The following is a 19,208-nucleotide window of genomic DNA, read 5'->3' as shown; positions in this document are numbered from 1 at the left end:
CCACCCGCGCTCGGCCTGGTGCAGCGCGGCGTCGGTCCGCTCGAGCATCGAGGCCTCCAGAGCGCGGGTGACGGCAACCCCCGAGACCAGCAGCGCGAGCGCGGTCAGGACCACCGCGAGCAGGACCAGACTCACCCGCAGCGGGACCGCGCGACGCCGCGTGGTGGGTGCGGCGGCCGCGGTTGACGACGAGGCGGGCAAGCCCGGCGAACTGGGCATCAGCGCGGTTCGCGCAACACGTAGCCGACGCCGCGGATGGTGTGGATGAGTCTCGGCTCCTCGGTATCGATCTTCTTGCGCAGGTACGACACGTAGGACTCGACCACGCCGCCGTCTCCGCCGAAGTCGTAGTCCCACACGTGGTCGAGGATGCGCGCCTTGGACAGCACCGTCCCGGAGTTGACCATCAGATATCGCAGGAGAGTGAACTCGGTGGGCGAGAGCGCGACGGCCCGGCCCGCCTTGCGAACCTCGTGACTGTCCTCGTCCAGCTCCAGGTCGGCGAAGGTGAGCCGCGAGCTGCGCTCGGCCCCGGACAGCGTGCCCGCGCGACGCAGGATCGTGCGCAACCGTGCCACCACCTCCTCGAGGCTGAACGGCTTGGTCACGTAGTCGTCGGCCCCCAGGGTGAGCCCAGCGACCCGGTCGGCCACGGCGGCCCGCGCGGTGAGGAACAGCACCGGCGCGTCACAGCCGTCCGCGCGCAGCCGCTTGACCGCGTCGAAACCGTCCATGACCGGCATCATCACATCCAGGATCACCGCGTCGGGCCGGAAGCGGCGGGCCTTGTCGATCGCCTCGGCGCCGGTGCGGGCGGTCTCGACCTCGAACCCCTGGAACCGCAGTGAGACCGACAGCAACTCGACGATGTTCTCCTCGTCGTCGACCACCAGCACCCGGGCCTCGGGCCGGGCGTCGGGGGCGTTGCTCGCTCTGGTCGTGGTCTTACCTCGCGCTCGGGAACCCCGCTTGACCTGGGCTGCCCTGCGGAGGGGGTGCAGGGCACCGGAGGGCAGCTCACTTTTCGGAGCGGTTCCGGGAGGAACCGACGACCGCCCGCGCCCCGCTGGGGCAGCATGAGGGGATGACGAAGCCCTCCAATACCCCTGCTATCGCCTCGGCCACCGGCCGGTCGTGGAACGAGTGGGTCGAGATGCTCGAGCAGGCCGGCGCGCGGGAGATGGCGCACTCGGCGATCGCCAAGGTGGCCCTGGAGCTGATGCCGGAGTCGGTCGAGCGCGCCGAGTGGTGGGCCCAGGGCACGGCCATCGCCTACGAGCAGCATGCCGGCCTGCGGGTACCGGGCCAGTCCTGCACCGGCGACTTCCAGTTGTCGACCTCGCGGACCGTCACCGGGGACATGGACGCGGCGCTGCGGGCGTGGGTGGAGCTCGCCGGAGACCGGAAGGAATTCGGCGGCGTGGAGGTCGAGTCTCCCCCCGCCACCTCGAGCAGCGAGAAGTGGCGCTACTGGCGGGTCCCGCTGGCCGACGGCACGCGCGTGGCCCTGAACTTCAGCGACAAGAAGAACGGCAAGTCCACGGTGGGGCTGACGCACACCAAGCTCGACTCGGCCGAGGCGATCGAGTATTGGAAGCCCGTCTGGAAGGACCTGCTCGCGCAGCTCTGACTGGCTCGTGGTCGGTCAGGGCGCTCGAGCTGAATGCTCGAGATGAGCCCCTCCGCCAGCCCCGGCCCGGACGGCCCACCGAGCAGTTGAATGCCCGGTGGCGACCGGAACTCATCGTCGTCGTCGCACTCTCCCAGCTCAGAGGCGCGACCACCTCCGTGCCCTGCAACCGGGTTGAAGGGCACCCCAGCTCACGCGGGTGATGTCGAGGACAAACCTGGTCCGCCGCCCGGAGCAGCGAGTAGCACGGCCACGAGGACAGCCGGCCCAGTTGGTCGCCAGAATGCGCGAGAGTCCGCGCGGGGAGCTGCGAGATGTCAAGCAATCACAGCGTGATGTCGACCAACCACAGCAGGCCGGGGCGGTGCGGGGCAGGGCGGGGCAGTGTGGGGGTTAGTTCAGCCCGGCGTAGGAGTGCAGGCCCGAGACCACGATGTTGATGAAGAACAGGTTGAACACCAGCACCGAGAACCCGGCGATGTTGATCCACGCCGCCTTCTTGGGGCCCCAGCCGCTGGTCGCGCGGGCGTGGAGGTACCCGGCGTAGAGGACCCAGGAGATGAACGACGCGGTCTCCTTGGGATCCCAGCCCCAGAAGCGGCCCCACGCGCTCTCCGCCCAGACCGCCCCGAGCAGGATGCCCACGCTGTAGATCGGGAAGCCGATCACCGTGGTGCGGTACGCCAACCGGTCCAGGGTTTCGGCGGCGGGCAGCGGCCGGGTCAGTCGCGTGGCCCACCCCTTCTCCTGACCCTGGGGTTGCCACACGCGCAGCAGGTACATGATCGACACGACGCCCGGAATGAGCAGGATGCCCGAGCCCAACGAGATGATCGCCACGTGGATCGGTAGCCAGTACGAGCGCAGTGCGGGCACCACCGGGGCGGCCTCGGAGTACAGATGGGTCCCGCCGAAGAACAGCAGCAGCAACACCGGGGCGAGGACGAACGGCCACGCCACCTGCAACGCGGGCTTGCGCAGGAACACCAGTCCCGTGCCCACCGCGAGAACGGTGGTGGCCAGGATGAACTCGTACATGTTGCCCAAGGGGAAACGGTCGGTCGCCACACCGCGGAGCACCAGCGAGGACGCACTGAACACGAAGGCGATCGTGACGAACAGTTGCGCGATACGCGCCCAGCGCACGTTGCCCGCGGACGCGCGGTCCTCGTCGCCGGTATCGGTGAGAGACGTGGACTCGGTGAGTCCCGGCCCGCCGGCTCCGGCGAGCTGCCTCGGCGAGACCTTCTCCACCCGGAAGCCGGCGTAGTAGATCAGCGAGGCGATCAGCGCCAGGACATAGATGGCGAACGACGTGCGGAACGCCAGGTCGCTGTACGTCGAGAGCGTCTCGTCGATGGGCAGGCCCTGGGCGAGTATCAGAGAGTTCACCGGGTGTCGTCCTTCCGCGGAGCGTCGCCGGCGGTGCCGCGACTGGTTGCAGTGTGTCCCGAGTCGGGCTCCTCGGGCAAGACAGGTGTGACGGCCGCCGCTGCGACGAGCCGGTCCCGGAGCTCGTCGAACTCCGATCCCCAGCCCATCCGGTCCGTCCGGGCGAGGCCCCCCAGGTCGACACGGGTCACCTCGTCGTCGTCGACGGTCACGCGCGCCCAGATGCGGCGGCGCCGCACCATCAGGCTGAGGATCAGTCCGGCCATCATCACCGCGGCCGAGACACCCACCCAGATCTGCGTGGGGTCCTCGGAGACCTGGATGTTGATGAACTCCTCGGCGCCGTCGAACCGGACCTCGGTGCCGTCGGGGAGGGTGGTGGATTCGCCGGGGAAGAGGTTGACGCGCGCCTGCCGCTCGAGGGCGCCGGTCTCGATGAGGTCGGATTCCAGCGAGAAGACTGACTGCGGGCGGCCGGTGTCGAGCCCGGCGTCGCCCTGGTAGACGTCGATCGCCACCGCCGGGTCGTCCATCCGCGGGAAGCGCGAGCTCAGAATGGTGCCGTCGAACGACGCCGTGGGCGCGAACAGGCCCTGCACGGCGATCTGCTGCGTGCGCCGCTCCATCAGGTCCGGGTACAGGCCGGCCGGCGGGTCGAAGCGCATGATGCCCGACGACAAGAACGTCTGCAGCTCGGTGGGCTGCCAGTGCTGAGTGTCCGTGCGGGTCTCGCCATTGGGGAACGTGACGGTGAAGGTGGGCGCGAAGCCGTGGCCCTGCAGGTAGACGCGGGTCGACCCGACGCGCAGAGGGTGGTTGACCCGCATCTCGTACGGCTCCCACGTCTGCGGATCAGTGGTCGCGACCTCCTCGGTGAACCGCACGTTGGAGGTGAACATCTCGGCCTGGCCGTTGGGCAGGTAGTCGGCGCGGAAGTCCTCGATCTTGACGCAGAACTGCTCGAGATCCGTGCCGTCGACCAGGAGTCCCGCGCGGAACGTGTCATACGCGCTGGGGGTGGTGTTGCAGAAGGCCGGCGATTCGGCGTTGGCGATGATCACCCGCATGCCCTCGGCGTAGACGAACTTGCCGGCCGCGAAGGTGATCAGCAGGGCGAGCAGGGCGAAGTGGAAGACGATGTTGCCCACCTCGCGCGTGTAGCCGCGCTCGGAGGAGAGCTCGATGGTGCCGGGGACGCGGCCGTCGCCGTCGTTCCGCCGAACCCGCCAGCCCTTGAGCTGGGCCTTGACCTGGTCGGCGGCCTGCTCGGGTGAGGCCGTGGTGCGGTACGCGGCGTGATGGGGCAGGCGCGAGAGGTTGCGGGGAGTGAGCGGCGGGGGCGTGCGCAGCTGCCGGACCAACTCGAAGCAGCGCGGGGTGAGGCAGCCGATCAGCGAGATGAACAGCAGGACGTAGATGGCGGTGAACCACCAGCTGGAGAACACGTCGAACAGCTGCAGGCGGTCGTAGAACTCGCCCAGCCAGCCGTTCTCGGCGATGTAGTCGTTGACGTTGCCCTCATTGAGGCTGCGCTGGGGCAGGAGCGCGCCCGGGATCGCCGCCACGGCGAGCAGGAACAACAGGATCAACGCCGTGCGCATGGCGGTGAGGGTGCGCCATGAGTTGCGCAGGAATGCGGTTGTGGTGCCCAGCGTGGAGCGGGCGGCGGCGGTTCTGGGCTCTGGCATGGGGTCCATCTGCGGTTCGCGGCGCGCCGACCTGTCGCGGCGCCGGTTTGGACCCAGACTAGTCGGGGGCTCCTGAGCGGTTTCTGTGAGGGCACGGCCCGCCTGAACGACCCACGGGACAAGAACGTGTTCTACCCTCGGGACATGGACCTCCAGGGGTCAGACGAGAGGAGGGGCGATGCCGACGATGCACCCCTGTGAACCGGTGGACGTCGAGTACACCGACACCGCCCGGTTCCGCTTCACCAACAGCGTGGCGATCCCCGCCACGCCGCGACAGCTGTTCGAGATCTTCGTCGTCGCCGACTCCTGGCCGCGCTGGGCGGGCGTGATCACCAAGGTGGTCTGGACCAGCGAACCCCCGTACGGCGTGGGCACCACCCGCACCGTCCACATGCTCGGCGGCCTGGTCGGCGAGGAGGAGTTCCTGGCGTGGGAGCCGGAGCGCCGGATGGCATTCCGGTTCAACGCCAGCTCCACCAAGGGGATCCACGCCTTCGCCGAGGCCTACGACATCGTGCCCACCGAGGGCGGCTGCCGACTCACGTGGACCCTGGCGATGCACGGCAACGCGGCGACCAACCTCTCGCTCACTGCGGTCCGGCCGGTGATGAACCTGCTGTTCCGCCGCTTCCTGCGGCGACTCAGCGCCCTGGCGGCCGAGAGGTACCCGAGCTAGTCAACAGCAGACGCAGTCGCCGCGTCATGTCGTCGACCAGCGCCTCCGGATCCTCGGCCCGCTCCGAGCGCACCCACTCGGACAACCACACCTGGAGGGCAGAGATCGCCATCCCCGCGGCGATGCGGGGATCAAGGCCGGCGAGCTCCCCCCGATCCGCCGCGGCCTGCATCCCGCCGGCGATCACCTCGAGCCCCGAGCTCCACACCGTGCGCTGGATCCCGTGGGCCTCGTCCACGCTGCTCGCCCATCCCCCACCGGCCCGGAGATTCATCTCGAGATAGGCGGGGTGCGTCGCTAAGAACAGGAAGACCCGACGCAGGCCGGTGAGCAGGCGCTCGAGCCCCGGCTCCCCTGAGTCTGCCTCGCGCACGGCCTCCAACAGGGCGTCCATCCGCGTGCGATGGAGAGCGTCCCAGATCTCCGCCTTGCCGGAGAAGGACTTGTACACGGTGGCCAGCGACAACCCGGCGGTGGCCGCGATCGCGCTCATCGGCGTGGCGGTAAACCCGGCCTTGCCGAACTCGCGTTCCGCGGCGTGGAGGATCTGCTGGCGGTAGCCGCGGAGCTTGTCCTCGCGGGCGCCGGTCCTCGTCGTCGTCGTCGTCGTTTTTCCTGTGGCCTCCACACCTCGATGCTACCTTCGCAGAATCGCCATTCTGTTTTTGCAGACGCGGTTGACCACCCGTTGATCGTTCGACCAGAGATTGGAGTTCAGCGATGCCCAAGCCCCCGCTCCCCATGAAGCCGACCGGGTGGTTCCAGGTGGCGTGGTCCGCCGAGGTCCCGGTCGGGCACGTCCATCGGGTCACCGCGTTCGGGGAGGACCTGGTGACCTGGCGGAGCCGATCCGGCCGGGCCACCGTCATGGACGCGTACTGCAAACACCTCGGCGCCCATCTCGGCCACGGCGGCACCGTCGTCGACGAGACCATCCAGTGCCCCTTCCACGGCTGGCAGTGGAACCCGGACGGGCGCAACACCGCCATCCCCTACGCGGACCGCCCGAACCTCGGCCGCAAGATCAGGACGTACCCGGTGGTCGAGCGGAACGAGTCGATCTACATCTGGCACGACCTCGAGGGGCGCGAGCCGTATTTCGACGTCCCCGACGTCTTCACCAGCTGGGACGACGGCACCCGCGCCGAGGACTACCACCCGTGCCACCCGCGGACCACGCTCGTCGAGGAGCGGCTCCACCTCCATCCGCAGTACGTCCTGGAGAACGGGGTCGACTTCGCGCACTTCGAGTTCGTCCACAAGGTGCCGATCATCCCGGTCTTCACCAGGCAGGACTTCGACGAGCCGGTCTCCTACGTCGACTTCACGATCGCGTTCGAGGGCTCACCGGGGTCGATCGAGGAGGTCGACAGCGGGGTCGAGGCCATCAACGGCGGGCTGGGGGTCGCCGTCACCCGGAGCCACGGGATGGTCGACAACCGCACCGCGACCTGCGTCACCCCGGTCGACGACGAGACCTGTGACGTCCGGTTCTCCGTCTGGATCCGCCGGCGCCCGGACCTGGGCGACGCCGAGTCCGCCGAGCGCGCGGCCAGGCACGGCCGCGGCGTGATCGAGCAGTTCGAGGCCGACCTCGCCATCTGGAGGCACCAGAAGTACTCCGACCCCGCCGCGCTCGCCCCCGGCGAATACGAGGGGTTCACCGCCCTGCGGACATGGGCCACCCAGTTCTATCCCGATCATCCACTCCCCGAAAGGTGACACCTCAGATGACCAGCAGCACCAGTGAGCCCGCCCGCGTGTTCCAGGTCGCCACCGGCAACGTCGGTAGCGAGATGATCAAGCGGATCGGCACCCACCCGGACCTCGAACTCGTGGGCGTCCACTGCTACTCGCCCGAGAAAGTCGGCCGAGACGTAGGCGAGCTGGCCGGCATCGCGCCGGTCGGGATTCTCGCGACCGGCACCGTCGAGGAGATCATCGCCACACGTCCGGACGTCCTCACGTTTCACGGTGTCTTCCCGGACGAGGAGCTCTACCTGAAGGTCCTCGAGGCCGGCATCAACGTCGTCACCACAGCGGACTGGATCACCGGCCATCACCGCGACCTCAACCATCCGCACCCGTCCGGTCGGTCGTGGCGGGAGATCCTGGACGAGGCCGCGAAGTCCGGTGGGGCCACCTTCTACGGAACCGGCATGAACCCGGGGCTCAACCAGATCCTCGGCCTGGTCGCCTCGGCCGACGTGGCCGACATCGAGAACGTCACCACGATCGAGTCCGTCGACGTGTCCTGTCACCACTCCGCCGACACCTGGACGGAGGTCGGCTACGGCAGGCCCGTCGACGATCCCGCGCTGCCGGGGATGCTGCGCAAGTACACCGAGGTGTTCGCGGACTCGGTGTACATGATGGCCGACGCGTTCGACCTCGAGCTGGACGAGGTGGTGTTCGACTGCGAACTGGGCGCCTGCACCGAGGACGTCGACCTGGGCTGGTACCGGCTACCCGAGGGGTCCCTCGGCGGGAGTTACATCAAGTACCTGGGGATGGTCGACGGGGTCTCGCGGATCGAGACCCACCTCGAGTGGCAGATGACCCCGCTCACCGAGCCCAAGTGGGACATCAAGGGGTGCTACATCACGATGATCAAGGGCGATCCGCAGATCTACAACAAGCACATGATCTTCCCCGCCCCCGGCGTCGACCTCTCCGATCCCGAGGACTTCGCGTCCATCGGCATGACCGTGACCGGGCTGCCCGCGCTCAACTCGATCAGGTCGGTCATCGCCGCGCCCGCCGGGGTGGTCACCAGCGCAGATCTGCCGCTGCGGACGTTCGCCGGCAGGTTCGCGAGGTAGCGGCCCGGCGGCGGCCGTCACCAGCGGTAGTCGAGGAACTTCCCGTCCAGGGTGATCACCACCCGGTCCCCGTCGGGGTCCGGGCGCCTCGCGAAGTCCACCGAGAAGTTGATGGCGCTCATGATCCCGTCGCCGAACTCCTCGTGGATGAGTGCCTTGAGCGCGGGCCCGTACACCGAGAGGGCCTCGGTGAAGCGGTAGATCGTCGGGTCGGCCATCACCTCCGGCGGAGTACCGCGGCTCGGTTGCAGGGCCAGGCTCTCCGCCACGGCCTCGTCCAGGCCGAGGAGTGTGCACGCCGACCGCGCCTGCTCGGCGGACATCGGGTGTTGGCCCAGTAGGGCCGCGGTGGTCCACACCAGCGGTGCGCCCAGGTGGTCGGCCAGTTCTGCCCAGGTGCGTCCTTGACGGATGCGGGCGGACTCCACGTGGGCCGCGGCGTCGTGCTTGGACATGATGGGGGTCATCGGGGTTCCTCTCGGATGGGGTCGTGTGTCGCTCAGACCGAGGCGGGCTCGCGGTCGGCCTCGCGCTCGGCCGGCTCCTCCGGCAGCGGCCGTTGCGCCTTGGTGCGGGCGTGGGTGACGTACAGGGTCAGACCCACAAAGCAGAGCCCGCCGACGAGGTTGCCGATGACGGTCGGGATCTCGTTCCACACCAGGTAGTCGGCCAGCGAGAACTCGCCGCCGAGCATCAGGCCGGTCGGGAACAGGAACATGTTGACCACCGAGTGCTCGAATCCCATGTAGAAGAACAGCATCACGGGCATCCACATGGTCAGCGCCTTGCCGCTCACGCTGGTGGACATCATCGCCGCCACTACGCCCGTCGAGACCATCCAGTTGCACAGCACACCGCGGAAGAACAGGGTCAGCATCCCGGCCGCCCCGTGCTCGGCGTACCCGAGAGTTCGGGACTCACCGATCTCGCCGAGACGCTGGCCCACCTCGTCCGGGGCGACATTGAACCCGTAGGTGGTGATGAAGGCGATGAGGAACGCCACGGTGAGGGCACCGGCGAAGTTGCCCAGGAAGACCAGGCCCCAGTTCCGGAGCATGCCCCGGACCGTGACCCCCTTGCGCTTGTCCAGCAGTGCCAGCGGGACGAGCGTGAACACCCCGGTCAGCAGATCGAAGCCCAGCAGGTACAGGAGGATGAAGCCGATGGGGAAGAGCACCGCCCCGAGGAGCGCGCTGCCGGTCTGGACCGTGACGGTGATGGCGAACGCTGCGGCCAGACCCAGGATGGCGCCTGCCATGAAGCTCCGGATGAGCGTGTCACGCGTGGACATGCGGACCTTGCTCGCTCCGGCGTCGATCATCGCGCGGGTGAAGTCCGAGGGTTGGACGTAGGACACTTCGTTGCCTCCAGCTGTGCGGCGGGCGTGCGGACGTACCGGAGTGAGTGTGGCCGAGCTATGTGACGCGGTCGTTACCCCGGACCGCACACCGGTAACCGAGCCCTCACCTCGCGCCGGCCGCACGGTGAGGTGAGAGTTCGGCCCCCCGTGGAACCAGACAGGCCGGCGCGCCGTCAGACACTGTGACGGCGCGGGAGGAAGGACCGGTGTGGGGTACACGATCGGCCGGGTCAGACGGTGGGATGTCGGGGGCGTGACGACGGCGAGCTCCGCCGTCGCAGAGCGGGTGGCGCTGGCTGTCGAGGCACGGACGGCTCTGGCTGCCGGGCGCTCAGCGCTGGACGTGGGCTGGAACGGCGTGGCAGCCGATGCGGTCCTGGACGCCGCCGAGGGCGAGAAGGTGCACGTCACCAAACTCGCGGACGGTGTCGGGGAGCTGGCTGACGCCCTCTCCCGGGCCGCCGCCGCGGTGGGGCCGGCGGTGCAGGCGGTTCGTGACCGGGTCGACGAGGCCGAGACCGCCGGGCTCGTGGTGGGCGAGGACTCCGTGGGACCGGCTCCCGGCCGCGACGAGATCACCCAGGAGGTCGTCGACGGGCATGTCGAGGCGCTCGGCCAGGCGTTGGCCACCGTCGGGTCGCTGGATCAGCACTACGGCCGGGAGATCGACGCCATTGCCGGGATGATGCATCGGGCCATCCCGACCGAGGTGGACAGGGCGACCATTCCTGGGCCGGATGCAGTGATTCTCGGAACCGCCATCACCGCGGGTAGCGGGGCCGTCAGAGAAGGGGCGTCTGCTCTCGCGGACGAGCACGACCCCGAGACCAGGGGCCGGCACAAGGCCGATCCGATGCCCGATGACGCCGGGCGCCGGGCCGCCGGACTGCTTCGGGGAGCCGGCCGGCTCGCCGGACCCGCGGGCGGGGGGTTCACGGCGTACGAGGGCGTCACGGGGTATGCCAGGGGGGAGACCACTGCCGAGGAGGCGATTCTCGAGACGGGCGGGGCTCTTGGCGGCGGCATGGCCGGCGGGGCCCTTGCCGGAGCGGCTGCGGGGTCGTTCTTCGGGCCAGTGGGCACGTTCATCGGGGCGGGAATCGGCGCCGGGGTCGGGGCGTGGGCGGGACAGGAAGTCGGCGGCGCGGTGCACGATGCCGTATACGACGCCGGCCCAGATGCGGAAGGAACCGAGGATGGCAACTGAGCCGGACGGTTGCCCGGCCGAGGAAGGCGATCCGCCGTTCTCACGCTGGGCCGACATCAAGAAGCGTTTCGTGGCGAGTTTGTGGCATGACATACAGAACCGGACGCAGTTCCTCCTGGGGGTCGCACTGTTCATCGTCGGCCTGGTCTGGGCGGCGTTCTTCTAGTGGAACTCGCTCGGCCATGCCGGCTGCGGCCGCGTGCCTGGGGTTCCCGCGCCGGGGGTTCCCGCGCCAGCGGCGCGGTCGTATGATTTGCACGATGAACGGCATTGATGATAAGGGGACGCCTGCTGGCCCTCACGTCGTGCGCGCAGGCCAGGGTGACGTGACGGGCGGACCCGGACTGCTGGACCGGTACCTCATCGAGAGCCAGGTATCCGGCGGCCGGGTCGCGATCATCGAGCACATCGTGAACCCCAGGACGTTGGCCGCCCCGATGCACCGGCACAGCCGGGAAGACGAATACACATTCGTGCTGGCGGGCACCATCGGCTTGATCGAGGAGGGCGTCGAGATCACGGCGACGCCGGGGGACCTCCTCGCCAAGCCGCGCGGTCGCTGGCACACGTTCTGGAATGCTGGCGACGACGAACTCCGTGTGCTCGAGATCATCGTGCCGGGCGGCCTCGAGGCATTGTTCCGCCGCCTCGCCGAGCCGGGAGGGGGGTACTCGCCCGATACGCTCCCCTCGCTCGCTGCCGAGTACGGCGCGGAGATCGACTTCGAGGCGACGATGCCGCTGGTGGAGCGGCACGGATTGGCGTTCTAGGGGCGGACGTCGGTCGGGCAAGGGCCCGTCGTCATGATCCAACGATTGGCCGTCCGACGACCCGGCCGACATAGGCGGTCTCCTGCTGCTGCTGCTCTTGTTCGGCGGCGGCGTCGTCGGGAGGCGGCGTTCGTCCCAGAACCGCGGGGGCGACCTTGACCGGTTCCCCGATGATCTCCGAGGTGTTGGTGGCGTTGGTCAGGTACCCGGCCGGCGTGTGACCGCGTCGGCCCTCGTTCTGTCCGGCCCCTGCCGCGCCCATCATGCCCATCGGCATCATTCCTGCGCGGCTGGCTTGAGAACCACCATGTGACGACGAGAACGCCCCTGCGGGTGCTCCCGCGGGTCCCGAGCCTGCCGACATGCCGCCGCCCGGTACTCCTGCCGTCGGTCCGCCGGTTCCGAAGCCGCCCGGGCTCCCGAAGCCCGCCAGGGTGCCTGCGCCACCCATCCTGGCCGCCCCGGCTCCTGCTCCCGCACCCCCGGCGCCTCCGCCGAGCATTCCGGCAGCGGTACCGAAGCCGCGATCACGCTGGGATCCGTTGCGGATCCCCCGCGCTCTCGCGGCGCCCCCGCCTGCTCCTATCGGCTGCCCGTTCGCTCCCGTGATCGGTGCGAACGGGGTGGCAGCCGCATGGGTCGAGGCGTTGACGCCGGCTGCCTGTGTTCCGCCCGCGTTCGCACCGCCCGCAGCTGTCTGTCCGGTGGCGGCGGCCACCGCTCCCCCGCCGTCGACCGCGCCGTTCCGCGAGGTCAGAAGCGCTTGCTCGGTGGGGGCGTCGGTTGCGGCGGGCAGGCTCGTCGTCGTCCCTGTGCCAGCACCTGCGCCGACCGCGGGGACTCCTGCCAGATTCCCTCCTCCCCCGGCGGCGGCGAGGGCGGCGTGCCCGGGCGCGGCCGCACCAGCGGGTCGGACGACCCCGTCCACGTTCCAGGCCGAGACCAGGTCGAGTCCACTCGCGCCACCCAGCGCCGACGTCGAGATCACGTGGTACGGGCAGGGTATGTCCAGGTCGGCGAGGTTGGCGTCCATCACCGCGGGGCTGTAAACGGTGTTGACGATCGCTCGTGCCTGTTCTTCGGCGGCCTCCTGGGCTGCGGCCATCGCGGCAGCGGATTCGAGGGTCGGAGGGCCGTGGACGTAGCCGAAGCCCGGGGTGTTGACCTGGGCGGCCTGGAGCGTTGCGGACTCCTCGCCGATCCGCGACTTGGTGGTGCTGAAACCGTCCTCGGCGGTGCTCGCCTTGGTGGCCACCACTTCGAGGACCGTGGCCAGTCTGTCTACCGATTCGGTGAACGATCCCACCGAGGTGCTGGCCTGGGTAGCGAACTCACCCTGCCACTGGCTGCCCAGTGCGTTGCCCAGGCCGCTGCGCAGGTTTGCCGCTGCCGTGTGGAGGCTTGTCGCGACGGTGCTGACTCGATCCCGCACCTGCTGGAACTGCGCCGGATCCAGAGCCTGTGCCCCGGAGACCATCTTCGCCAGTGGGGCGCCCGATACCTCCTCGGGTCCCACTCGGTCATACCCGTGCAGCGTGCTGGTCCCGTCGGCTGAATCGAGAATCGCGGTCGTCGATCCAAGCGAACCCAACAACCCCAAACTCTGCAACCCGGCCGGCTCCTGCGCCGCCTTCCCCAGCGCCGCCGCCACCGCCTCGTCCTGCGCCTCGATCAACCCACCGGCGGCGGCGAAGAGCATAGCCATGGCTTTCGCCTGATCCACATAGCCGTTAAGCAAGGTTCGCAGGTCTTCTCCCACGAATAGCGAATACACGGTGCCGATTTGACGGGCGGTGTCGAAGGCGCCGCGCTCGGCGTTCTGCAAATCGGCTACATCGATGTTTGAGGCATCCCGTACTGCAGAAGCAAACTGCTCACACTGGTGGGCACAAGCCTCTGCAATCTCCGGACCAAGGTGAACAGCCATCAGATATCCCCCAGAGGAAGGTGCGGAATGATCGGCAGTACTGCTACGTCTAGAGCGTCGCAGGCCTTAGTGAATCGTTTCCCGCTGAACTCATTCAAAGCACTGACTAGATCCAGTTTGATCCACACCGTTCCAGCAGGAGTGAAGAACAACTGGAGGCAGGTGCTATCCGAAGAGTCTCCCTTCTCAGCCAGAAGAAGACTTTTTCGCCCGGACGTTTCTTTATTCAGTTCCTTCACCACAAAGCCAGGGTCGGAAACATACGCTTCCCGCGGTTTCCAGGTCGATAGAACATTGACGTGAACGCTCCGACTTTTCCAGCCGCACACCATGAGCCCCCCAGGCTCATGACGAGAAAGTAACTCATTTGCTTCAACCGGCCCACCGACCCCCTGCTCCACCGCCTCGATGGGAATTTCGGCACACGGGTCGAAGAGGGCGGGCCGCTGCTCTATCGGCAGATCCCAGGGGTTGATCGTCTCCTCGGCGGCCGCTGGGCTCGTCGTCGTCGCCTGGTCGTTGTCCTGACTCACTCCGCACGCGGACATCACCGCGCAGGCCGCGAGCGCGGCGGCTGGTCCTCTTAATGTCCCCACGATCTGTTTGACGCCCCGACCAACCAGATGGTTCCACCCGATTCGTGACGGCTCCTCCGAAGAATCCGTTCGGCGATGGAACCGGCCGCTGACGTGCCCCGTCGTACCTGGTGACGGAACACGAGTCACAGGAGGAGATCGGGTGACTTACTCGGCGGGCGCGGTGCGGCTATGGGACCCCCGCGGCGTGACGACGGCGCGTGTGACCAGCGCCGGTCGGCTCGCCATCGCCGAGGAGGCGCGCGGGGCCCTCTCCGAGGGGCGCCACAGCCTCGCCATGGGTTGGGAGGGCGTCGCCGCTGACGCGGTGCTGCATGCCGTCGACTCCGAGCTGCGCCACATCGACGCGCTTGCCGGCCATCTCGACGACCTGGTCAAGACCCTCGAACAGGCGGGTAATGCGCTCGACCCTGCGGTACAGGTGGTTCGCGACCGGATCTCCGAAGCCCAGGCTCGCGGCCTGGTCGTCCGCGATGATTCGCTCGCGCCCGCTGCCGGCCGCGACGACATCACCCAGGCCGAGGTCGACGAGTATGCCGGGGCAATCGAAGAGGCTCTGGACGTCGTGGCCTCACTCGACCAGCACTACGGACGCGTTCTCGACGAGATCGCCGCGCGCTTGCACGACGCGATCCCTCCGGAGCCCAACAGGGGCCCGGTCCCCGGCCCGGATGATCCTTGGCCCGGCGTCGCCGTCGACGCGCTCACCCGCGCCATGTCCGCGGGGCTCCCCAGGCGCGCCGACGAACTCGACCCCGTCACCCGCGGTCGGCATGTTCTCAACCCCGCCCCCGACGACTACGGCCGGCGGGCCAGCGCCGGACTTCGCTTCGTCGGGAAGGTCGCGGGCCCCCTGGGCACCGGGATGACGGTGTACGACGGCGTGAATCGGTTTGCCCGTGGCGAAGGAAGCGCCTTCGAGATCGCTACGGAGACCGGTGGCGCCTTGGGCGGCGGAATGGCGAGCGGGGCGCTGCTCGGAGCCAGTGGCGGCTCCTACGCCGGCCCCTACGGCGCACTCGTCGGGGCCGGCGCAGGGGCAGCGGCAGGCTCCCCCATGGGCAAGAAGTTCGGCGAACTGGCCTACAAATCGGTGACCGAACATCATGACCTGCTGCTCCGGCAGTACCACTACGCGATCTAGAAAGGACCCCGGATGGACCACACCGAGAACGAAAGAGAACCTGCAGACGTCGGCGAGGGGGCCGAGGCGGACACGGACATCGATCCTCAACTGCAGCGCTGGGAGGAATTGGACCGCCGGGTGGCCTATCGCAGAAAGCAGCTCAAGTCCGTGATCCAACCGTCCGACGTGGTGACCCTCATCGCCGCAGTCGTGATCTTCTACCTGGCGCTGGCCTGGTTGTTCATCTCGCCGATGATCAAGGCGTTCTGGCCCTGGTAACGGCCTCCGGATCGGTCGATACGCCGCGTGAACTGCGTCGACGGACAGTGTCGTACCCGGATGATCTAATCGAACACATGAGCGAGAACGGGAACGGCGACAGCGTGGGTGGAGAGTTGCGGGCGATCCTCGCCGCACTCGATCTGCACCTACAACGCGACTGGACCCACACCTCCTCGACCCAGCTGCACACCGAGCTCGTCGCGCTCGAACAGGCCCAACGCCGGATCCGCGCGACCCAGGCCCGGGTCATGGCCGCGGCCCGGGAATCGGGCACCGCCCGTCAGATGGGCTTCGTCAACGACCGCCAGATGCTCACCGGCGGCCTGGGTCTGGCGCCCGGGGAGGCCCGCGGACGCCTCGACGATGCCGGGATCGCCGACTCCGCTCGCATGCGCGCCAGCGGTGCCGGCACGGTCTCGGCCGGGCAGCTGAGGATCATCGGTAAGGCGCTGGCCGCGCTGTCGGATGAGTGTGACGACGAGGTGCGCGATCGCCTGGAACAGCAACTGCTCGAGGCTGCCGAGAAGTCCACCACCCGGCAATTGCAGGAGCACGCGCACCAGCTGCTCGACACCCTGGACCCGGGCCGCACCGAACGAGGTGCCGAAGAACGGGCCCGCCGCAGGTCGGTCTCATGCGGAGGCCAGGGACTGGACCTGATGGCCAGCGCCAGCATGACCATGGATCCGCAGCTGGCAGCCCTGATGCGCGAGGTGCACGCCCGTTGGGGCCAGCCCGGCCGATTGTGGCCTGACGCGGACGCGCCAGACACCCGGACCGACGGCCAGCGCATGCACGACGCGATGGTCCACGCCCTGCACCTGGCCCTGTCCGCCGACGCCCGCAAGACCGGAGCGCCGGCGGCGATCGTGGTGCGTGTCGACCTGGACCAACTCACCACCCTGGCCGGCTGCGGCCAGACCGACGGGGGTATCCGCGTTCCCGTGCCCCAGGCGCTGGCGATGGCGCGCGGCAACCACTGGTTCCTCGCGCTGTGCGACCAGGAGCTGGACCTCAGGCTCTACCGCAGCCGCAGGACCGCCTCTCGATACCAACGGCTCGCCCTGTTCGCGGCGTACGGTGGCTGCACCCACCCGGATTGCGACCAGGACGCCAGACACTGCGAAGCGCACCACAGCGGATCACCCTGGTCAGCCGGAGGACTGACGAACATCGATCAACTCGCTCTGGCCAGCGGCGACTGCCACGCCATGATTCACGACACCGGCTGGAGCACGATCCCCGACCGCACCGCGCCGCAGGGAGTCCGATGGATCCCGCCCGCCGGCACACCGCGGGCCGCCGACCCGCCGCCGGCCAAGGCGGGACCGCCACCGCTGACGTCACTCGAGGCGCCGATCCTGCCCTTCGGGCTCCTCCGCGACCTCGACCACGCCATCCACGCACGCCTCCGCGCGGCCGGCATCGTCGAGGAGGCCGCGTGACCGCGGGGTCTGTCAGGCGCCGCTCAGATGGGCAGGGTGGTGTCCGAGATGGCGAAGTCGCGGAGCCAGTCGATGAACAGGGCCCACGCGCCGGAGAGCAGCAGCAGGCCCACGATGATCAGCATGACGCCGCCGAACACCTGGATCGCGCGGGTGTGCTTCTGCAGCCACCCGACGGTCCGCATCGCCCAGGTGGAACCGAACGCGACCAACACGAACGGCAGCCCCAGACCCAGGCAGTACGCGACGATCAGCAACACACCCCGGGCGGCGTCGACACCCGTTCCCGCGGCCACGGAGAGCGCCGCGGCCAACGTCGGGCCGAGGCACGGCGTCCAGCCCAGCGCGAAGACGGCGCCCAGCATCGGGGCGCCGACCCACGTCGAAAGCGCCTTGGGCTGCATGCGCGTATCCCGCTGCAGGGTGGGCACGAGGCCGATAAAGACGAGCCCCATCAGGATCGTCACCACGCCGCCGAGGCGCTGCAGCAACTCCTGCTGCGGCGCCAGGTACTGCACGGTGCCCAGCACCATGGCGCTGAGCGCCACGAAGACCACGGTGAACCCGCCCACGAACAGCAGCGATGCCACCACAACCCGCGTACGCGAGGAACGGCGGGTGCGGCGTTCCTCCAGGGTCATCGTCGCCGTGGCGGCTCGTTGGCGCTCCGCGGCGGCAACGGTGACCGGGGGACGGTCGGCGCCCACGACACTGGCCAGGTACGCCACGTAGCCGGGCACCAGTGGTATCACACACGGCGAGGCGAAGGACACGAGCCCCGCCAGGACGCACGCGCCCAGCGCCAGCAGGATCGGGCCGCTGGCCACGGTCTGCTGGAAGGTCTCGCCCACGCTCTGCGCGAGAAGGATCATCTCCGAGTTCACACCGGCTCGACCTCCTCGGCCAGGATCGCGGACACGGTGTCCCGCAGCTTGTCATCGGTGATCTCGGCCAGGTACACGGCGGCGACCCGGTGTTGCTTGTCCAGGATGATCGTCGCCGGGACGACGGACGTCGGGAAGCCGCGCAGTGCGGCTACCGCGGCGTTGCTCGGATCCCAGATCGAGGGGAACGTGATGCCGTTGTCCTCCACAAAGTCGACGGGCTTCTGCCGGTTGGGGTCGCGCAGGTTGATGCCGAACACGGTCGCGCCCTGCGGTTCGAACTCGTCCTGCAACCGCTGCAGGTCGTCGGACTCGGCGCGACACGGGCCACACCACTGGCCCCACAGGTTGAGGATCACGACCTGCCCCTCGAAGTCCTCCTGGACGTTGAGCGTGCGATCGGGGTCCATCAGATCCGGGCCGGTGAGAGTCGCGACAGGTTTGCGCTCGGATGGGGGGTCGTAGTTGATCTCCAGCTGGCCGTCCGGGCTGACGAACTCGAACGTCTCGGGGCCCGTCACCACCGCGTCCGTGCTGGTTGCGCACGCACCGGTGGCGAGGGCGACTGCGAGGAGTAGGGCGCCGAGGGCGGTCTTGGGGTGACGCATGGTTCAGGCTCCAGTCTGCGACGGGTCGGACGCACCCGCCGGTTCGGTGTAGACGATGTCACGCAGCGTGGTGCCCTCGAAGACCAGAGAGGTGATCGAGGCCAGCGAACACTGCCGCGAACGGGGGTCGTGCCACAGTCGGCGGCCCTCGAGGAACCGTCGCGTGGTGTACACGGGCAGCTGGTGGCTCACCAATACCGCCTCGTGGCCGCGGGCGGTGTCGAGCGTGGAGTACACGGCCCCGATCATCCGGTGGGCGATCTGCAGGTACGGCTCGCCCCACGACGGCCGCAGCGGGTTGACCAGGATCGGCCAGTACCGCGGGTTGCGCAGCGCCCCGCCCCGGCCGCCGACCTTGTTGCCCTCGAAGCGGTTGTCTGCCTCGATGATGTCGGCGTCGATCCCCACCGGCAGGCCCAACGCCTCGGCCAACGGGGCGGCGGTCTCCTGGGCGCGCTGCAGCGGCGAGGCCACGATCGACACGATGTCGTGCCCCTGCCCGAGTGTGCGTGCCACGGTCTCGGCCTGACTGCGCCCCAGCTCGGAGAGCCGGAAGCCCGGCAGCCTGCCGTACAGCACTCCGTCGGGGTTGTGCACCTCGCCGTGCCGGACCAGGTGGACGATGGTCTGCGTCTCGGTCCCGCGGGCCGACGAGTCACGAGGTGCCGACGACGACGACGAGACCGGCTCGCCCGGAGCGGAGATCGTTCCCGGCGCGGCCCCGTACGCCTCGGCCCCCTCCTGCTGCTGCGGGGCGGAGGCCTCCGCGGGGCGCGCGGTGGCCGCGGACCC

21 protein-coding genes and 1 pseudogene are annotated in these 19,208 nt (G+C 68.9%); 10 read left to right on the top strand and 12 right to left on the bottom strand.

Annotated features, from left to right (window positions below):
- Both G6022_RS07080 and G6022_RS07075 read right to left on the bottom strand, forming a co-directional pair.
- Positions 1-219, bottom strand: a pseudogene (locus G6022_RS07080) (two-component sensor histidine kinase); the annotation flags it as partial.
- Positions 219-896 (bottom strand): response regulator, encoded by a 678-nt coding sequence (locus tag G6022_RS07075; protein WP_182639686.1) that lies wholly within the window; start codon positions 894-896, stop codon positions 219-221. The gene G6022_RS07075 and the pseudogene G6022_RS07080, both read right to left, overlap by 1 nt.
- Positions 897-1,084: 188 nt before the next feature.
- Between G6022_RS07075 and G6022_RS07070 the strand changes: the two genes are divergently transcribed.
- Positions 1,085-1,630 carry a hypothetical protein gene (locus tag G6022_RS07070; protein ID WP_182639685.1) on the top strand — a complete coding sequence of 182 codons (546 nt, stop codon included), beginning with the start codon at positions 1,085-1,087 and terminating at the stop codon, positions 1,628-1,630.
- 393 nt (positions 1,631-2,023) lie between these two features.
- Here the strand turns inward: G6022_RS07070 and ccsB are convergent, their stop codons facing one another.
- Positions 2,024-3,022, bottom strand: a complete 999-nt coding sequence (ccsB, locus tag G6022_RS07065) for a c-type cytochrome biogenesis protein CcsB (protein WP_182639684.1) — start codon at positions 3,020-3,022, stop codon at positions 2,024-2,026.
- On the bottom strand, positions 3,019-4,710 hold the full coding sequence (locus G6022_RS07060) for a cytochrome c biogenesis protein ResB (RefSeq protein WP_179523363.1): 1,692 nt from the start codon (positions 4,708-4,710) through the stop codon (positions 3,019-3,021). The genes ccsB and G6022_RS07060 overlap by 4 nt, the downstream gene beginning before the upstream one ends.
- A 178-nt stretch (positions 4,711-4,888) precedes the next feature.
- Here G6022_RS07060 and G6022_RS07055 point away from each other — a divergent pair, with 178 nt between their 5' ends.
- Positions 4,889-5,389 carry an SRPBCC family protein gene (locus tag G6022_RS07055; RefSeq protein ID WP_182639683.1) on the top strand — a complete coding sequence of 167 codons (501 nt, stop codon included), beginning with the start codon at positions 4,889-4,891 and terminating at the stop codon, positions 5,387-5,389.
- Here the strand turns inward: G6022_RS07055 and G6022_RS07050 are convergent.
- Positions 5,355-6,017, bottom strand: coding sequence for a TetR/AcrR family transcriptional regulator (locus tag G6022_RS07050; RefSeq protein ID WP_182639682.1), 663 nt, complete (start codon positions 6,015-6,017; stop codon positions 5,355-5,357). The two genes, G6022_RS07055 and G6022_RS07050, sit on opposite strands and share 35 nt — an antisense overlap.
- 92 nt (positions 6,018-6,109) lie before the next feature.
- On the opposite strand from G6022_RS07050, the gene G6022_RS07045 reads away from it, so the two are divergent.
- Together G6022_RS07045 and G6022_RS07040 are read left to right on the top strand one after the other, a co-directional pair.
- On the top strand, positions 6,110-7,111 hold the full coding sequence (locus G6022_RS07045) for a Rieske 2Fe-2S domain-containing protein (protein ID WP_182639681.1): 1,002 nt from the start codon (positions 6,110-6,112) through the stop codon (positions 7,109-7,111).
- 8 nt (positions 7,112-7,119) lie between these two features.
- The gene (locus G6022_RS07040) at positions 7,120-8,211 is read left to right on the top strand and encodes a dihydrodipicolinate reductase (RefSeq protein ID WP_182639680.1); all 1,092 of its coding nucleotides are present in this window, start codon (positions 7,120-7,122) and stop codon (positions 8,209-8,211) included.
- Between the two features lie 17 nt (positions 8,212-8,228).
- Here G6022_RS07040 and cynS read toward each other — a convergent pair whose 3' ends face one another.
- Positions 8,229-8,678: a cyanase gene (gene cynS / locus G6022_RS07035; protein WP_182639679.1), complete on the bottom strand. Its 450-nt coding sequence runs from the start codon at positions 8,676-8,678 to the stop codon at positions 8,229-8,231.
- A 32-nt stretch (positions 8,679-8,710) separates the two neighbouring features.
- Complete coding sequence (locus tag G6022_RS07030; protein WP_182639678.1) at positions 8,711-9,568, bottom strand: formate/nitrite transporter family protein; 858 nt, start codon at positions 9,566-9,568, stop codon at positions 8,711-8,713.
- A gap of 256 nt (positions 9,569-9,824) precedes the next feature.
- Between G6022_RS07030 and G6022_RS07025 the strand changes: the two genes are divergently transcribed.
- The 3 genes from G6022_RS07025 (at position 9,825) to G6022_RS07015 (ending at position 11,548) form a co-directional block, all read left to right on the top strand.
- The gene (locus G6022_RS07025) at positions 9,825-10,778 is read left to right on the top strand and encodes a hypothetical protein (RefSeq protein ID WP_347238159.1); all 954 of its coding nucleotides are present in this window, start codon (positions 9,825-9,827) and stop codon (positions 10,776-10,778) included.
- Entirely contained in the window at positions 10,768-10,944 is a 177-nt protein-coding gene (locus G6022_RS07020; protein WP_182617201.1) for a hypothetical protein, read from the top strand. The genes G6022_RS07025 and G6022_RS07020 overlap by 11 nt, the downstream gene beginning before the upstream one ends.
- Before the next feature lie 94 nt (positions 10,945-11,038).
- Positions 11,039-11,548, top strand: a complete 510-nt coding sequence (locus tag G6022_RS07015) for a cupin domain-containing protein (RefSeq protein WP_187701065.1) — start codon at positions 11,039-11,041, stop codon at positions 11,546-11,548.
- A 31-nt stretch (positions 11,549-11,579) separates the two neighbouring features.
- Here G6022_RS07015 and G6022_RS07010 read toward each other — a convergent pair whose 3' ends face one another.
- Together G6022_RS07010 and G6022_RS07005 are read right to left on the bottom strand one after the other, a co-directional pair.
- A complete protein-coding gene (locus tag G6022_RS07010) occupies positions 11,580-13,253 on the bottom strand; it encodes a WXG100 family type VII secretion target (RefSeq protein WP_182691256.1) in 1,674 nt (557 codons plus the stop codon).
- Positions 13,254-13,474: 221 nt separating this feature from the next.
- On the bottom strand, positions 13,475-14,071 hold the full coding sequence (locus tag G6022_RS07005) for a DUF3558 family protein (RefSeq protein WP_347237874.1): 597 nt from the start codon (positions 14,069-14,071) through the stop codon (positions 13,475-13,477).
- Positions 14,072-14,213: 142 nt separating this feature from the next.
- Between G6022_RS07005 and G6022_RS07000 the strand changes: the two genes are divergently transcribed.
- From G6022_RS07000 to G6022_RS06990, 3 genes are all read left to right on the top strand, one after another.
- Positions 14,214-15,215 carry a hypothetical protein gene (locus tag G6022_RS07000; RefSeq protein ID WP_182691254.1) on the top strand — a complete coding sequence of 334 codons (1,002 nt, stop codon included), beginning with the start codon at positions 14,214-14,216 and terminating at the stop codon, positions 15,213-15,215.
- Between the two features lie 12 nt (positions 15,216-15,227).
- The gene (locus G6022_RS06995) at positions 15,228-15,476 is read left to right on the top strand and encodes a hypothetical protein (RefSeq protein WP_182639984.1); all 249 of its coding nucleotides are present in this window, start codon (positions 15,228-15,230) and stop codon (positions 15,474-15,476) included.
- Positions 15,477-15,553: 77 nt separating this feature from the next.
- Positions 15,554-16,924 carry an HNH endonuclease signature motif containing protein gene (locus G6022_RS06990; RefSeq protein WP_182691253.1) on the top strand — a complete coding sequence of 457 codons (1,371 nt, stop codon included), beginning with the start codon at positions 15,554-15,556 and terminating at the stop codon, positions 16,922-16,924.
- A 23-nt stretch (positions 16,925-16,947) separates the two neighbouring features.
- Here the strand turns inward: G6022_RS06990 and G6022_RS06985 are convergent, their stop codons facing one another.
- Genes G6022_RS06985 through G6022_RS06975 form a run of 3 tightly spaced genes read right to left on the bottom strand, consistent with a single transcriptional unit; the run spans position 16,948 to position 19,040 of the window.
- A complete protein-coding gene (locus tag G6022_RS06985) occupies positions 16,948-17,808 on the bottom strand; it encodes a cytochrome c biogenesis protein CcdA (protein ID WP_182615813.1) in 861 nt (286 codons plus the stop codon).
- Complete coding sequence (locus G6022_RS06980) at positions 17,805-18,416, bottom strand: TlpA disulfide reductase family protein (protein ID WP_182610418.1); 612 nt, start codon at positions 18,414-18,416, stop codon at positions 17,805-17,807. Before G6022_RS06980 ends, G6022_RS06985 begins: the two co-directional genes overlap by 4 nt.
- A gap of 3 nt (positions 18,417-18,419) precedes the next feature.
- Positions 18,420-19,040 (bottom strand): histidine phosphatase family protein, encoded by a 621-nt coding sequence (locus G6022_RS06975; protein WP_179525994.1) that lies wholly within the window; start codon positions 19,038-19,040, stop codon positions 18,420-18,422.
- Positions 19,041-19,208 lie beyond the last annotated feature (168 nt).

Source organism: Dietzia sp. Cai40 (assembly GCF_014145165.1).
In the GTDB taxonomy this organism is placed as follows: domain Bacteria; phylum Actinomycetota; class Actinomycetes; order Mycobacteriales; family Mycobacteriaceae; genus Dietzia; species Dietzia natronolimnaea.
The sequence above is the reverse complement of the archived record's forward strand: the minus strand, read 5'-3'. Positions and strand labels throughout refer to the sequence as shown.

Excerpts from the sequence above, each read along its gene's own strand:
- G6022_RS07040 (WP_182639680.1), top strand. The coding sequence starts at position 7,120 with ATGACCAGCAGCACCAGTGAGCCCGCCCGCGTGTTCCAGGTCGCCACC.
- G6022_RS07015 (WP_187701065.1), top strand. The coding sequence starts at position 11,039 with ATGAACGGCATTGATGATAAGGGGACGCCTGCTGGCCCTCACGTCGTG.
- G6022_RS07020 (WP_182617201.1), top strand. The coding sequence starts at position 10,768 with ATGGCAACTGAGCCGGACGGTTGCCCGGCCGAGGAAGGCGATCCGCCG.
- G6022_RS07070 (WP_182639685.1), top strand. The coding sequence starts at position 1,085 with ATGACGAAGCCCTCCAATACCCCTGCTATCGCCTCGGCCACCGGCCGG.
- G6022_RS06995 (WP_182639984.1), top strand. The coding sequence starts at position 15,228 with ATGGACCACACCGAGAACGAAAGAGAACCTGCAGACGTCGGCGAGGGG.
- G6022_RS06980 (WP_182610418.1), bottom strand. The coding sequence starts at position 18,416 with ATGCGTCACCCCAAGACCGCCCTCGGCGCCCTACTCCTCGCAGTCGCC.
- cynS (WP_182639679.1), bottom strand. The coding sequence starts at position 8,678 with ATGACCCCCATCATGTCCAAGCACGACGCCGCGGCCCACGTGGAGTCC.
- G6022_RS06990 (WP_182691253.1), top strand. The coding sequence starts at position 15,554 with ATGAGCGAGAACGGGAACGGCGACAGCGTGGGTGGAGAGTTGCGGGCG.
- G6022_RS07045 (WP_182639681.1), top strand. The coding sequence starts at position 6,110 with ATGCCCAAGCCCCCGCTCCCCATGAAGCCGACCGGGTGGTTCCAGGTG.
- G6022_RS07060 (WP_179523363.1), bottom strand. The coding sequence starts at position 4,710 with ATGCCAGAGCCCAGAACCGCCGCCGCCCGCTCCACGCTGGGCACCACA.
- G6022_RS07010 (WP_182691256.1), bottom strand. The coding sequence starts at position 13,253 with ATGGCTATGCTCTTCGCCGCCGCCGGTGGGTTGATCGAGGCGCAGGAC.
- G6022_RS07055 (WP_182639683.1), top strand. The coding sequence starts at position 4,889 with ATGCCGACGATGCACCCCTGTGAACCGGTGGACGTCGAGTACACCGAC.